The sequence below is a fragment of the Curtobacterium sp. ME-Dv--P-122a genome, from assembly GCF_030209645.1.
GTDB lineage: Bacteria > Actinomycetota > Actinomycetes > Actinomycetales > Microbacteriaceae > Curtobacterium > Curtobacterium flaccumfaciens.
On record NZ_JARVRO010000002.1, the window covers coordinates 24620 to 38903 of the forward strand.

At 68.5% G+C, this 14284-nt stretch carries 15 protein-coding genes; 2 read left to right on the top strand and 13 right to left on the bottom strand.

From position 1 onward, the window contains the following. Window positions 1–430: 430 nt before the first annotated feature. Window positions 431–1450, bottom strand: a complete 1020-nt coding sequence (locus tag QRN49_RS01220) for a hypothetical protein (protein WP_284753484.1) — start codon at window positions 1448–1450, stop codon at window positions 431–433. A 71-nt stretch (window positions 1451–1521) separates the two neighbouring features. Here QRN49_RS01220 and QRN49_RS01225 point away from each other — a divergent pair, with 71 nt between their 5' ends. Then, entirely contained in the window at window positions 1522–2430 is a 909-nt protein-coding gene (locus tag QRN49_RS01225) for an SRA domain-containing endonuclease (RefSeq protein WP_213201742.1), read from the top strand. A gap of 24 nt (window positions 2431–2454) precedes the next feature. Here the strand turns inward: QRN49_RS01225 and QRN49_RS01230 are convergent, their stop codons facing one another. The 9 genes from QRN49_RS01230 to QRN49_RS01270 all read right to left on the bottom strand — a co-directional run bounded on the left by QRN49_RS01230 (window position 2455) and on the right by QRN49_RS01270 (window position 9265). Continuing rightward, the gene (locus tag QRN49_RS01230) at window positions 2455–2850 is read right to left on the bottom strand and encodes an NUDIX domain-containing protein (RefSeq protein WP_213201743.1); all 396 of its coding nucleotides are present in this window, start codon (window positions 2848–2850) and stop codon (window positions 2455–2457) included. A 9-nt stretch (window positions 2851–2859) separates the two neighbouring features. After that, window positions 2860–3279, bottom strand: a complete 420-nt coding sequence (gene vsr, locus QRN49_RS01235; RefSeq protein ID WP_284753833.1) for a DNA mismatch endonuclease Vsr — start codon at window positions 3277–3279, stop codon at window positions 2860–2862. A gap of 133 nt (window positions 3280–3412) precedes the next feature. After that, complete coding sequence (locus tag QRN49_RS01240) at window positions 3413–4924, bottom strand: PTS transporter subunit EIIC (protein ID WP_284753491.1); 1512 nt, start codon at window positions 4922–4924, stop codon at window positions 3413–3415. A 43-nt stretch (window positions 4925–4967) separates the two neighbouring features. After that, on the bottom strand, window positions 4968–5906 hold the full coding sequence (gene murQ, locus QRN49_RS01245) for an N-acetylmuramic acid 6-phosphate etherase (protein ID WP_284753493.1): 939 nt from the start codon (window positions 5904–5906) through the stop codon (window positions 4968–4970). Between the two features lie 8 nt (window positions 5907–5914). Continuing rightward, window positions 5915–6820, bottom strand: coding sequence for a MurR/RpiR family transcriptional regulator (locus tag QRN49_RS01250; protein WP_284753495.1), 906 nt, complete (start codon window positions 6818–6820; stop codon window positions 5915–5917). A gap of 173 nt (window positions 6821–6993) precedes the next feature. Next, window positions 6994–7596, bottom strand: coding sequence for a hypothetical protein (locus tag QRN49_RS01255; RefSeq protein ID WP_284753497.1), 603 nt, complete (start codon window positions 7594–7596; stop codon window positions 6994–6996). Further along, a complete protein-coding gene (locus QRN49_RS01260) occupies window positions 7593–8195 on the bottom strand; it encodes a hypothetical protein (protein ID WP_284753499.1) in 603 nt (200 codons plus the stop codon). The genes QRN49_RS01255 and QRN49_RS01260 overlap by 4 nt, the downstream gene beginning before the upstream one ends. Window positions 8196–8297: 102 nt before the next feature. After that, window positions 8298–8777, bottom strand: coding sequence for a DUF4395 domain-containing protein (locus tag QRN49_RS01265; RefSeq protein WP_209050638.1), 480 nt, complete (start codon window positions 8775–8777; stop codon window positions 8298–8300). Next, window positions 8774–9265: a TlpA family protein disulfide reductase gene (locus QRN49_RS01270; protein ID WP_284753503.1), complete on the bottom strand. Its 492-nt coding sequence runs from the start codon at window positions 9263–9265 to the stop codon at window positions 8774–8776. Before QRN49_RS01270 ends, QRN49_RS01265 begins: the two co-directional genes overlap by 4 nt. Window positions 9266–9468: 203 nt before the next feature. Here QRN49_RS01270 and QRN49_RS01275 point away from each other — a divergent pair, with 203 nt between their 5' ends. After that, on the top strand, window positions 9469–9687 hold the full coding sequence (locus tag QRN49_RS01275) for a DUF1653 domain-containing protein (protein WP_284753504.1): 219 nt from the start codon (window positions 9469–9471) through the stop codon (window positions 9685–9687). A gap of 36 nt (window positions 9688–9723) precedes the next feature. On the opposite strand, the gene QRN49_RS01280 is transcribed toward QRN49_RS01275, so the two are convergent. The 3 genes from QRN49_RS01280 to QRN49_RS01290 are packed head-to-tail and all read right to left on the bottom strand — an operon-like array spanning window position 9724 to window position 14242. Beyond that, a complete protein-coding gene (locus QRN49_RS01280) occupies window positions 9724–11121 on the bottom strand; it encodes a hypothetical protein (RefSeq protein ID WP_284753506.1) in 1398 nt (465 codons plus the stop codon). Next, entirely contained in the window at window positions 11118–11831 is a 714-nt protein-coding gene (locus QRN49_RS01285; RefSeq protein ID WP_284753508.1) for an ABC transporter ATP-binding protein, read from the bottom strand. Before QRN49_RS01285 ends, QRN49_RS01280 begins: the two co-directional genes overlap by 4 nt. Continuing rightward, window positions 11828–14242 carry a class III lanthionine synthetase LanKC N-terminal domain-containing protein gene (locus QRN49_RS01290; protein WP_502868952.1) on the bottom strand — a complete coding sequence of 805 codons (2415 nt, stop codon included), beginning with the start codon at window positions 14240–14242 and terminating at the stop codon, window positions 11828–11830. The genes QRN49_RS01285 and QRN49_RS01290 overlap by 4 nt, the downstream gene beginning before the upstream one ends. Window positions 14243–14284 lie beyond the last annotated feature (42 nt).

A 14284-nucleotide genomic window follows, 5' to 3' on the forward strand; every position in this document is an offset into this window, starting at 1 on the left:
CGATCTCCGATGGGTCGACCGGACCAGCGTCGAGGGGTCGCGGAGCGACATACGACAGGAGCAACTGCTTGACCTCGAGGCCCTTCGCGGACTTGATGGACACAACTCGCACCGCATCCGACGTCCCTCCCCTCTGGTGCTGCAGGGAGATGGGCGGAACGCCCGCGGCGCAAATGCGTCAATGATGCCCTCAGCCTGACGGTTCGGAGCCATATCACACCACCGTCGGGGCAGCGCGGGAGCAGGAGAGGTCAGCCACCGCATCATCCACCCCACGACGCCCTCGATGTCCATGAAGGTGTCGTCAGCGACCGTGTCCTTGCGAAGTGGGATGTTCCGGCGATGTTCCAGCGATGATCTCGGCGGTGTTCCGGTGTTCCGGTGTTCCGGTGGTCGACGTGGAGCACGTTCGGGCTGTGGATCGACGCGATCAGCTGTGTCCGAAGCGCTCCCGATGCGCCGCGAAGTATCGACGAGACTCCGGGCGCGAATGCCAGATGTCGACGACCCGCCCTCGCAGCTTCGCGCGCCAGTAGCTGAGCGCCTCCACGTCAGAGAGGTCCTTCGACTTCTTCAATCTTCCTCGGTCGTCGACCCAGATCAGTCCGCGCTCGTAGAGTTCGTCGCACCCGAACTTGCAAGCAGCCATGGCGATCGCGGGGAGATCGTTCTTCTCGTCGTCGGAGCAATCTGAGCGCCGCTTGATGTGGGCTGCAACGAGGAACGAGGATGCCATGAACCTCCCGCACAGAGCACAGACGCCCGAATCGCCCGGAAGAATCCACGTTCGCAGATACCGCTGTTCTAGCCGTCGTGTCGTCGTCACCTCAGCATCGAGTTCGTCGAATCGACGGGCAATCGATGGATAATCGAACCCCCCGACGGGCCGGATGAGCGCTGCGGTGTCCTGGTCGAGTAGTGCGAGGACCGGAACACTCACCTCCGTACCGTAGACATTGAACTCACGGGTGCCCAGGGCGCGCACTCGCGCTGACGCCTCGGCCATGTCGGCGTAGGACAAGCGCACTTCCACCGGATCAGTGAAGCTGAACATGAGCTCCCAGGGGCGCGAGTTCCCGTCCGCGCTCCGCTTCCGAGGCCAGAGGTCGTCAGCAAGGCGTTCACTGACCCATTTGTGGGTGATGGTCGCGGCGAGGTAGGCATGGTTCCCCCCGAGGAAGAAGATCGCGTCGCCGTAACGGATTCGGTCCCACCGCGATCGCATCTGGCCTCGCTGTCCCGCCGTGGTGCCCCACATTGGTACCTGACCTGAGGGGTGGCTCCTCTCGAGCGCGCGCCGGTCGTCTGCGCCCAGGTGCGGTGCCCATCGAACGCGATCGACCGGCTTGTGTACGGTCTCGTTCAGGTTGGTCCGTGCTGCTGGTCCGGCTGGCTGAAGAATCAGGTTTCCACGGTGAGTCGCGTCGAGCAGATCCGTGAGTTCTGGCATGAATACAGAATGTCCAGAAAATGTTCAGATTGCCAACTGCGCTCGCGGGCGGCTGCGAAGGTCACTGGCCGATGACCTGGACGATCGAGGTCGGGCAGACGCTCCGACGCCGGGAGCTGCACGAGATAGTCGGTGGAGGCAGCTGGCAGAACGGCATCGCACCCGTGCGGTCGACGCCGGACATCCTCGTCTTCACCGACCCTGTCTCGGGGGCTGCCCACGGGTACGACCGCTTTGAAGGCCTGCGAGAAGACGGGACCTATGCGTACACCGGTGAAGGGCAGCGAGGCGATCAGCAATTCGTACGCGGCAACCGGATACTCCGAGATTCCGCTGAGGACGGTCGAGTGGTTCGACTGTTCAGGACCTCAGGGCGGAACGCCACCTACGTCGGTCCGTTCACCTTGGGCGATCCCGCCTACGAAGTGCGGGAGATACCGTCGTCAGACGGTGTGCTCCGCGCGGGCATCATCTTCAATCTGGCACCCTTGGAAGACGCGGCGCTAGAGCTCCTGCCGGCCTATGGCCGCGACGAAATCGATCCCCTTGTCAGCAAATGGTCAGCGCCCTCGTTCGATGACTACACGGTCAACCTGCGGCGGACTGGTGAAGAAACGTACGCATCGCGCGTGGAATTCGAGCTTCAAGCAGCGTTCGGTCGATGGCTCACTCTTCGTGGAGACGAAGTCAAGCTCCTCGTGCTCGAAACGACCGACGGCGTCCTTCGGCCGGATCTGTACAACGAGACCACCGGGGAAGTCATCGAGGCCAAGAAGTCGGTGGCTCGGACGTATGTGCGCACTGCGATTGGGCAGGTCCTCGACTACGCCCACGTGGCACGGGTGAAGTCCCTTGATCTTGCGCCTTCGATCCTTCTTCCGGGGCGTCCCTCGAACGACATCCTCGAACTCTGCCACTCGCTCGGGATCACCGTTTGGCACCCGGACACGATCGGCTTTGTGCGACTTGAACCGTCCTGATCCCGACGATCCCTTGTCAGCCAGTCAGTCGTCATCGGCCAGGAGCGCTACGACCGGCCTGTCAGCTAGAGCCCAGTCCCTGCGGGCGAGCTCGCTACGGGAACACCAGGCGATTTCATCGTGGTCGGTGCTCGAGATGAACGCTGAGTCGCCCATCGGCACGCTGTAGCAGGCGAGGTCGATTGCCCCGTCCGGGGTGAGCGTTGTCCTGCGGTCGATGATGCGCCCGATCTCGAGGTTGAGACCAAGTTCTTCCAGAAGTTCCCGCGCAAGTGCTTGTTCTGGGGTCTCGCCGTGCTCGATCTTCCCTCCTGGGAACTCCCAAAGGCCCGCAGCTGATCTGCCCGCAGCCCGGCGGCAAGCCAAGTACCGCCCATCCGGGCGGCGGATCACGGCCGCTACGACTTCGACGGTGTGCACCCTCCAGTTCTACCCGATCGACCCACCTGAGACAGCTGCGCTGCGGGCAATGATCAGACTCCATCGGCCGAGTTCTTCTTCGACGACGGACGCAGCAGCTGCAGCGTCTTCGTGTTCCCAGAAACGGAGTACCCGCCAGCCCTCTGACTCGAGGGTCGCTTGGTTCCTCGCATCGCGCTGACGGTTCGCCAGCAACTTTCGGTGCCAGAGGTCGGCGTTCGCCTTCGGCAACTGGGCGTGCACCTCGCAGAAGTGCCAGAAGCACCCGTCGACGAAGACAGCGATCCGTGCACGTGGGAACACGAGGTCGGGCCGAACACGGCACCGACTGCTCACGCGCCGATCGACGAAGAACCGTCGCCCTCGGCGGTGCAGTTCACGACGCAGGGCGAGTTCCGGCGCAGTGTCTCGTCGACCGAAGCGAGCCATGTGCCGCCTACGAGCATCGTCTGCTTCCCACTTCTCCACGCTCCGATCCTCGCCAAGTATTCGATGAGTTGAGGATCCGAGCGCTTATCTGTGCACCGACCGACGGCGGACGGCGATGTGGGGGAGGGGCTGATCAGCGCGAGTCGGCCGCGGTCGCTCCGACCGGCGAGACCGGCACGTCGAGCGGCGCATCCGGAGCCACGGGGTCGCCGGACGGCACTGACGACTGCGCATCCAGGTCAGCCCGCACCGACGCGGACACCCCGAACAACAACGTCGCCACGAACCCCACGACGTACGCCACCACGAGCCCAGACCCGTACCCGAGCAACGCCCACCCGTACCCGGATGAGCCGTTGAGCAGCGGGATGAGCGACAGGTCCGAGGCACCGATGGCGATCGCCCCGACGGAGTGCCCGAGCTGGTCGAACAGCCCGACGACACCGCCGCCGAACGCCCCACCGATGCACGCGGTGATGAACGGCCGACCGAGGGGAAGTGTCACGCCGTAGATGAGGGGCTCTCCGACGCCGAGGAATCCGGCCGGCAGCGCACCACGGATGGTCCGCACCAGCGAGGCGTTCGACCGGAACCGCACCCACAGCGCGATGCACGCACCGATCTGCCCGGCACCACCCATCGCCAGCACGGGCAGCAGCACGGTCCACCCGGTCTGGTCGATCAGGGTGGTGTGGATCGGGATGAGTCCTTGGTGCATGCCGGTCATGACGAGCGGCAGGAAGAGTCCTCCGAGGACGAAGCCGGCGAAGGCCCCGCCGTTCGCGAGCAGCCAGGTCGCAGCAGTACCGATCGCGACCGAGACGACACCGGCGACGGACATGAGGATCCCCAGCGTCACCGACCCGGCGACCAGCACGGTCACGGTCGGCACGACGATGAGCGCGATGACGTCCGGCGTGACCCGGCGCATGAAGCGCTCGACGTACGCGGCGAGGATGCCGCCGGCCAGCGCACCGAGTACACCGCCCTGGCCGGGTGCCAGGGTCTCGCCGAACACGGTGACGTTCGCGACGCCGGCCGCGACGATGATGCCGCCGACCGCACCGCCGAGGATGGGCGTGCCGCCGAACTCCTTCGCGGCGTTCATCCCGACGAACACGGCGAGCAGGGACAAGAAGCCGGACGAGAGCACCCCGAGGAACGGCGTCAACGCAGGCACCCACCCCAGGTTCGTCAGGATCCCGTTGATCCCGGCGATGAGCCCGCAGGCGATCAGGGCGGGGATGAGCGGGATGAAGATCGCGGAGATCTTCCGGATCGCGCGCATGGTGCGGCCGTCGGAACGGGACCGCGCGGTCGCCTTGATGGACGCACCGCGAGCAGCGAGCTCCTCAGGCGACGCACCAGGCCCACCAGCCGCAGCCGGCGGAGCGGCCGCGCGCAGGGCCTCCAGGTCGTCGGCCACGCGGTCGACGAGACCCGGGCCGAGCACGATCTGCAGGTTCGAGCCGGCCGCGATGGCGGCCATGACGCCGTCGGTGGCCTTGAGGTCCTCGAGCGCGACGGAGGAGTCGGACACGACTTCGACCCGCAGGCGGGTCATGCAGTTCTCGACGTCTGCGATGTTCGCGGAACCGCCGACGGCGTCGAGGATCTGCTGGGCGAGTTGCTGGGCATCGGGCATGGCGTGCTCCTCGGGGGAAAGGAAACGAACGGGGAAACGGGGTCTACAGCACGGCGCGCAACGAGCCGGCAGCAGCATCGAGGCGCTCGCGGGCATCGGCAGCGGAGGCGCCGGTCAGGATCACGGCGATGGCGGTCTTCACCTCGCCGTCCGAGGCATCGAGCGCCGCCTGGACTTCGGTGGAGGCAGCGCCCGTGACGTCCTGCACGAGCGAGAACGCCCGGGCGACGAGCTTCGCGTTCGTCGCCCGCACGTCGACCATGCGGTTGCCGTACGTCTTGTGGCTGCGCACCATCGCGAGCGTGGTGAGCATGTTGAGCACGAGCTTCTGCGCGGTGCCCGCCTTCAGGCGGGTCGACCCGGCGATGAACTCAGGGCCGACGACGACGTCGATGGCGATGTCGGCCTCCCGCCCCGCGGCCGAGTCGGGGTTGCACGCGACGGAGACCGACAGGGCGGAGCGGCGCCGGGCCTCCAGGATGGCTGCGATGACGTAGGGCGTCCTGCCGGACGCGCTGATCCCGACGACCACGTCGTCGGCCGTCAGGCCGAGCGCGTCGAGGTCGCGGACGGCCGCCGCTTCGTCGTCCTCCGCGCCCTCGACCGCGGTGGTCAGGGCGGGGTCGCCGCCGGCGATCACGCCGACCACCTGGCTCGGGTCGGTGCCGAAGGTGGGCGGGCACTCGCTGGCGTCGAGGACGCCGAGCCGGCCCGGCGTGCCGGCGCCGACGTAGACGAGTCGGCCACCACGCGCGAACGCTGCGGCGATCGAGTCTGCCGCAAGGGCGATGGCCGGGAGGCACGGCTCCAGTGCCGCAGGCACGCTGCGGTCTCCGGCGTTCATGCGCTGGGCAGCTTCCAGCGTGGAGATCGTGTCGATGTCGTCCAGCGAGTGGTCGGTCGCCTCGGTGGTGAGGGCCGCGAGTTCGTCGCGGAGGGCGTCGTGGGTTTCGGCGGCGTGGGTTTCGTGCGTCTGGTTCATGGTGGTGCTCAGTTCCGGTGGTGGGTGCGGACGGCATCGCGGCTGCGGGCGAGGAGTGGCTGGGACCGCTCGTCGGTGCGCTGCGCGACGACGATGAACAGGGCGTCGACGATGGCGAGCTGGCTCATCCGGCTGCCCATGGCTGCGGGGCGCAGGGCACTCTCGGCACCGGCGACACCGAGCAGGACGTGGTCGGCGGTGGTGGCGAGCGGGGCGGCGGCGTGGCCGGTGATCGCGATGATCGTGGCGTGCTGGGCTCGGGCGGCGTGGGCGACCTCGAGGGTCTCGACGGTGGAGCCCGAGTGGCTGACGAGCACCAGGACGTCGTGCTCGCCGATGACGCTCGCCAGGGTCAGGGCGTTGTGCGGGTCGTCGGCGATGGAGCTCACGATGCCGATGCGTTCGAGCTTGAGGTGCAGGTCTCGGGCGACGATGCCGCTCGCGCCCACGCCGTACAGGACCACGCGGCGGGCGTCGCTCACGGCGGCTGCCGCTGCCTCGAGCGCGTGCGGGTCGAGTGCGGCGCGGGTGTCGGCCATCACTGCGCGGACGTCCTCGGTGACCTTCGCGATGACGGTGGCGACGTCGTCGTCGACCGCGACCCCGGCGTGGATCTCGGTGGACTCACGCTCGTGGATACCGCGTTCGACGGCGCGGGTCATGCTGCGCTGCAGGGCGGCGAAGTTCGCGAAGCCCAGGTGCTGGGCGAAGCGGGAGACGGTGGCGGGGGAGACCCCGGCTCGGCCGGCGAGGTCCGTGGCGTTCGTTGTGGCCGCGGCTGCCGGGTCCTCGAGGACGGCGTCGGCGATGGCGCGCATGCTCGACGGCATGCTCGCCGACTGGGTGCGGACGAGGGCGAAGGCGTCGGCGCGCTCGGATCGCTCGGATCGCTCGGGCCGCTCGGTGATCGTCATCCCGCCATGAAAGCGCCTTTCGTCGGTGAGCGCCAGTGCTGAAAGTAAATTGCGTGTTACGTCGTTGTGCGTGGCGCGGTTCGGCTTCGCACAACCAAAGTGCGTCCGCGCCGCGGAGGTGCGTGGTGCGGTTGCGCTTTGGTTGTGCGCCCGGCGGCGGCAGGCCTACTGAGTCAGCGCTGGCGGGCGGCTGCTTCGGTGGCCGCCTGCACGTAGCGTCGTGCAGCCCGGGTCTGACGCAGAATGACGGGGGACATGGCGGCAGCCACGACGAGGAGTGCTCCGCAGATGATGCGACTGAGGCCAGCTACGAACGAGTCGTCGTCGAACAGGTTCGGGATCTGCGGGCCAGCAATCCCCACGTAGAGCAGCAGGAACTGGCCGAGCGCGACCGGTTGGTAGGCGGCGCGGAGACGGGCGAGGTCGAATGCCCGTCGTGCGAGGTCGGAGTCGGCTGGTTCGATCGGGGTGCCGCTCGCGATCGCCTGCGCGAGCGTCTTCCGGCCGAAGCGTGAGAGCCCATCGATCGGCGCCTGCATGTCGGAGGATCGGCGGAGCGTCGTGGTGAGTATCGAGAAGGTGCCGAGAAGACCGCCCACTCCTGCAGCGATGCTGACGATCGCGAGGGTGGTCTCGAGCGCGCTGTCCTGCCGTGCGAAGAGTGACCCGCCGACCGCACCGAGGACCACACCGATCGTGACGATGACGGCGGTTCTGCGCCAGGCTCGGCGGGCAACGGCCTCGGGGGTGGCTGGCACTTCCGACACGGCGGTCATGCGAGAGGGATCGTAGTAGTGGTGCGGCGTTCGTTGTCGGCGGTGGCGGCATCCGCGTAGCTCCGCGCTCGGCGGCCTCGGACGACCAGCAACGGCACGACGAACACCATTTCGACGACGAAGAGCGCCAGGATGATCCGGCTGAAGACCACATCGCCGCCGCCGCTGAGGACACGAGCGAAGTGAGGAGCAGCGACCATTGCGAAGAGCAGGAGGCCCTGCCCCAGGAAGATCCCGTTGAACATCGCGGTCCCGCGAGCGAGGGTGAGCGCGCGGTGCTGGAGTTCCGGGCCTGCGTCCTCCTTGAGCGGAACGCCCGAGCGGATGGCTCCCTTGATGATCTTGCGACGGTCTCTCGTCAGGTCCTCGGTCGCCTGCGTGATGATCGACGACGCGCGTGCTGTGGTGGGGAGCAACGAGAGCATCCCGGCCAAGCCGACGAGCACGGCGACGCACGTGCAGATCGCCAGGGCGACGGTCCAACCGTCCTCGTCCCGCGAGGTTGCCCAACCGGCCACTGCCCCCGCGACCGCGGCGATCGACACGACCAGGGCGGTACGACGCCACGCGCGCCGGATGATTTGTTCATCGTCCCCCACCCGCTCACCCTACGGGGCGGGCAGAGCCGTGTTCTGGAGTCGAGCACCTCTCGGACGCTGGCGGTGCGGTCGAGGTGGGGCGGGCCTCCAGACCGGACGCCGTCAGGCGACGCCGCGCCGCGGACGGAAGACGCCCGCCCGGACCAGCCACACGTAGAGCAGGCAGCCGATGCAGACGTCGAAGACGGCGTTGAGGAATGCGGCGACCAAGGCGACCGCGGCACCGATCGGGGCGGCGTACGGCACGCCGAGCAGCGCGAGGAGCAGGGCGACTGCGGTCACGAACAGGCCGACCTGCTGGGCGAAGGTCGGGGGTTCCGGGGCCTCGAGTTCGGCGGGCGGGGCCAGGCGCGGGCGGACGACGCGTCGGAAGAGCGCGCCGTAGGGGTGGCGGCGGATGCCGGCGATGCCTCCGACGGCGAACAGCACGACGATGACCGCGAGCAGCACGATGCCGGCGACCCACGTCTCGGGGATGAGCGTGAGGACGATCGTCGCGGCGAGGAGCACCGTGGTGATGGCGGCGCCGAAGCGTGGGGAGCGCGGGTCGATGCCGCGGTCGGTGTCGTTCGTGGTGGTCATCGGGACTCCTGGGTGCCGGTGGTGCTTGAGGTGCCTGAGGTGTCCGTGCTGCCTGCGGTCAGGACGGCGTCGAGGGCTGCGGTGAGCTCGGGTGGGCGCGGTGGGCCTCCGAAGCGGGTGCGAACGGTCCGGTTGGCGTCGAGCAGCAGGACCGTCGGGGTCTGCAGGACGTTGAAGCGGCTCGCCAGTCCGGGGTGCTCGGCGAGGTCGATCTCCAGTCGGGAGACACCGTCGTGTCGGGCTGCGACGGAGTCCAGGTGCCGGGCGGTCGCGGGGCAGCGGGCACAGGTCGGAGTGGAGAACTGGACGAGGGTGGCGCGCGTGCCGAAGGCTGTCGGCGGGGCGAGGTCGGCGACGGTGCTGGGGGTGCCATCGGCTGAGGTCGTGCTGGGCTTCGCGCGGCCGGTCCTGGAGCGGAGGAGCAGCCCGAGGACGGTGGCGAGGGCAAGAACCCCCGCCAGCACGGCGACGGCCACGATGACGGTCATGGTGCGACCGTACGTCGTGGTGCTGTCCGCACGGAAGCACGTGTCCGTTCGTGACGGGGCCGGGCGGTCAGGCGGCCCGGTGCAGCCGTCGCGTCGTTCCGTCGGCAGGCGAGCGTCCCGCCAGTGTGGGGACACCTTCGCCTCGAATAGGCATACGTTTCCAGCGTCGGCAGCGGACGGCTCGCCTGCCTACGATCGAGATTGTGAGCTTCGACGTGACACCTGGGCGCTACCGGCACTTCAAGGGGAACGACTACGAGGTGCTGATCGTCGCCCGTGACGTCGAGACCGAGGAGCCGGTGGTCGTCTACCAGGCGTTGTACGGCGAGCGGGGGCACTGGGTGCGTTCGCTCGCGGACTTCACGGCGCACGTGGTGCGCGATGGGTACGACGGGCCGCGGTTCGTAGCGATCACCGACTGATCGGTCACTCGGCACACCCGCGGCTTCGGCGGGCGTTCACCTCATGCGGCCGGCATGCGTCGGGTGCTCGCATCGGCCGTGACGAACTCGCAGCGCACGGCCCGGGCGGTGGTGGAGAACGACTCCGACGAGCTCGCTGCACACGAACACCGCCGCAGTGCCGAGCGTGGCCGTGAGAACGGCGACGAGTGGCACGGTCGGGTCCATGGCCGCGAGCCAGGAGGCATCCACGCCGCTCGCGAACGCGACCAGAGCGACGCCGAGGGCCGCACCGAGCCCGATCAGGGACCCGCTCGCGCCGATCGCGACGGCTGCCACGGAGAGTGTGACGATCGTCCCGCCCTGGGTGGAACCGATGTGCCTGAGCGTGGCGAGGTCACTACCGGTCCCGCGGCTCTGCGCGAGAGCCGAACCCACCGAAGCTGCGGCAGCGATGCAGAGCGCCGGACCGAGCGTGAGCCCGAGTTCGACAATGCCCGCTCCGGCTCTCTCGCTCGCCAGGCTGCTCGCGACGGTTGCTGTCATGGTCCTCGTGACGGTCAAGCCGACCCCGGCTGCGACCAACGTCGTGAGCGCGCCGAACGAACCGATGCGCGCTCGGGCCAAGCAGAGGCCGACGAACGATGCCACCGGGCCGGAACGCAGGAGGTGAGCGGCGACGCCGACCATGGTCCGGGACGCGTCCGAAGCGATGACAGCCGCCGCCCCGACGAACCCGAACCCGGCGGCGGACATCACGATGAGCGGCCCGTCCGACGAGTCGAGCACGGTCAGACGGCTGGCAGCTGTCTCGTCCCCGGCGCCGCTGACCATGCTCATCAGGACTGGCGCGAACGCAACCGCGAGTACCGAGGGCACCAGGAACAACGCCGCCACCACGAACGCACTCACCGCTCTCCACGCGCGACCGGAACGGACGACGGCGAACCGGCCAGCTCGCAGCCCACTCCACCAGCCCGCTGCACAGACGACGGCGAGCAGACACGTGGTCACACCGCTCGGGATGCCGCCTGAACGTGGAGCCGTCATACCGAGGACCTCCGTGAGACCTCCGACCCAGCTGGTCCGGAGCCGTTGTCCGACCACGACCCCGAAGAGCACGGCGACGACCGCTGCGGAGGAGACGACCATCGCTCCGAACGCCCAGGACGTCGTCCAGCTCACGCCGAGTGCTCGGAGGGAGCGCGTCTCCGGCAGCAGCGAGATCGCGAGTCCTCGTGCCGACACGAACGACGCGACCAACGAGCTGACCGACGTGAGCTGCATGACCGCTTCGAGTGCTCGAGCGGTGTCCGGGTGGGCGCCCGCGATGTCGAGCCCGCCTCCGACAACCACGTCGAGTCCGAGCGCGGCGACGACCACCGTGACCACGAATCCGAGCGCCGGCCGAGGATCACTGTGGACCGTGCGAGCCAGTGCGAGGACAGCGATCACGAGGGCACCGTCATGAGGCGGCGGACCTGCTGTTCGGTCGGACGATCGAGCAGCGCAGTCGTCCGGCCGTCGACCAGCTGAACGATCCGGTCGGCATCCACCGCCAGCTGCGGGTCGTGGGTGACGACGACCACTGTCCTGCCCGAGGTCGCCGCGCTCCGGAGGACTCCACGGACGAGCCCGGCGTTCGAGTCGTCCAGTGCCGTGGTCGGCTCGTCGCAGGCCAGCATTGCCGTACCGGCCGCGCAGGCGCGCGCGAGGGCGACTCGCCGCCGCTGCCCGCCCGACAGGTGCTGTACCGGCGTTCGACGAACGTCACGGTCGAGGTTGAGCGCCGCGCACACGCGTTCCGCGAACGATCGGTCGATCTTGCGGGCGAGACGTTGACCGAGCAGGACGTTGTCGTCGGCCGACAGCGCATCGATGAGATCGTCACCTTGTCGTGCTGCGGCGAACATCCGCGCTCGCAACCGTGCTCTGGCAGAGTCCGTGGCAGGGTGCATGCGTGTGTTGCCGAGCAGGACCGAGCCGGTCGCCGGCACCTCGATCCCCGTCATCAGGTCGAGCAGGGTCGACTTGCCGGCCCCGGACGGTCCCACGATGGCGGTCAGGCTGCCGGGCTCGGCGCGGAAGCTCACGTCGCTGATGATCCTGCGGCCGTCTGGACGGATCGAGCGCGCCGAGACCCCGAGGACGGAGAGCGCGATCATCGGTGCCCGCCGCGGAGGAACGACGGAACATCGTGCTGCACGTCGCGCCCACGTTCGAAGTCCTCGATCGCGGCCAAGGCGGTGAGGACGCCTGCTCCACCATGTCCCCAACCGTCGTCGACTGCTCGGAGATGCTGGTCCGGGTAGGCGACCCCCTCAGGAGTCTGGAGGCGGTGCAACGCGAGACGCCGACGGTGCTCGTCCAAGCGCGCGGCGATGGACTCGGGATCGTACGGTGCGATTCCGAGCTCGCCGACGTCGACAAGGAAGTGGACCAGTCCGGCGCGTCCGCCGAGCAGACCCGAATGCGCGGTGAAGTCCGGCGACGCTGCATCGGCCACGCCGTGGAGTACCCGCAGGAAGTCCTGGTCGGACGTTGCGCGGAACACCTGCACGAGTGCCGTCCCGACGCCGGCGGAGCCGGAGCCGAGGAACGGCACGAGCCGGCCGCTGTGGCGGAGTTGCAGGCCCCACCCGTGTCGGTGCTCGAGGCGGCGCACGTCGATCTGCAGCAGGCGTCGGGAGGACTCGACGGCCGCCGCATCGTCGTGCAGCCGTCCGTGTGACGCCAGGAACAGGGCAATGCCGGACGGGCCGTTGAGCAGCCCTGCTGGCAGCTGCTCCGTCCGGTCCTGATCGTGGCTGAAGTCGGTGAGCCGCCGGGCGATCACGTCGATGGTCTCCCGGTGGACGGCCCGTGTCGGTGCGCTGAGGAGCGCGAGGCCGATCCCCGCGAGCCCGTCCTCGAGATCGACGCGCAGCATGCCGAGGACCTCGTCCCGCAGCCGGGCGAGGAACGCCGGCGTTGTCCTGCCCAGGAGTACCGCAGAAGCCCGGCCGGAGAACAGGCCCGCGCCTGAGGACGCCTGGCTCGCGGGCGGGCTCGGGGAAGTTCTCGTGTCGGGCTCGGACCGTTGCAGTGCGAGCGTGACGCCGTCCGCTCCACGCTCGAGGCCGGACCGCTGTACCGACCCGGGCGCTTCCCTCCGCGATCTGATCGCGTCACGGAGCTCGGCAACACCGGGTGGCGTCGTACGCACAGTGTTCCCGTCCGGCAGGGCAACGCATCGACCGAAGACGACACGCAGCGCGTCCACCGGCGCGGTCGGGAACCAGAGCCGGGCCGCGGCGAGTACTTCATCGATCTTCCCGGGGTCCAGTGGGAAGAGCGTCGTGAGGGGAACGAGGGCGGCGAGGTGCAGGCATGCGATCGCGAACAGATCGCGGTCTGGCCCACGGACCGCGTTCGGTGCGCTGAAACCCGGCGTCGCTGGCCCGATCGTCCCGGGTTGGTCGCCGAACGTGCACGACTCGAAATCGATCAGCCGCGCGGCTGTCGGAGACTCCACGAGCACGTTCCTCGGCGAGATGTCACCGTGGACGGCTCCGAGCGCGTGCAACCGCTCGACTTCGCGCTCGATCGCCCGCACGACGTGGTGGACGCTCGCTGCGTGTTCGTCGAGCGCCGTGCGGTCGGCCTCGGTGGCGGTGAGCGGGTTCTGCGACATGACTGCGCGGTTGAACGGTGTGCCCGGCACCCGTTCGCTCATCATGAACGCCGAACCTCCGGAGCGGAACGTCCCGTAGGCCCGCGGTGCCACCCCTGAACCGTCCAGGTGGCGAAGGGCCTCGTACTCGTCTTCGACGCGACCAGCAGCGTCGCGGCCGGCTTGTTCTCCGACGTACTCGCGGCCTTCCTTGAGGACCACTTCGCCGTGCGCATCGTGCAACGCTCGGTACACGCCGCCAGCGTTGGAGAACGAGTACGCGCCGGAGACGTGCATCCGCGAGAGCGGCTCGTCGGATCCAGCTGATCGAAGCCGTTCGGCCGCGACCCACTTCGGCAGCTCGACCCAGTCGGGCGGGTCGAACACGACCCCTCGGCGGTCCGGCACGAGGGCACCGCTCGGATCTCGGATGGCGGGCTTGCCGTCCCAGTCGGAGAGCGAACGGAACGCTCCGTAGCGGACGTGCACCACGGAGTTCCGCCACTGGAGGTCGCCGAGGATCCGCGGTCCGCGGCAGTCACCGAAGGTCGCAGTCAAGTGGTCGAGCAGCGCTTCGTCGACCGCGGACCCTGGAGGGTAGATCGTCACGAACTTTCCACTGCTCGTACGAGGCGCATCCTTCGCGTTGGCCCGTTCGAGGACCGTCCTGTCTGCCAGGTGCTTGAACGACCATCCCGCGGTCCTGCAGAACTCGGCAGCCAGCGATCGAACCCGCTCGGCATCCTGCAGGCGAGCCGACAAGTGGATCTTCCAGCCTTGGTCGGGCGGCGTTCCGACGGGCTGCCCGTAGTGCGCCCAATCAGAGTCGCTCGTGATCCGCCAGTCCGCCCAGTCGCCGTCCAATCCTGCCCACCCGATGCCCATGACCAGATGGTGCCAGTGGAGTATTGACATGTCAAACATGACGTGTGTACGTTCACAATCGTCAACTGACCGACGAAAGGA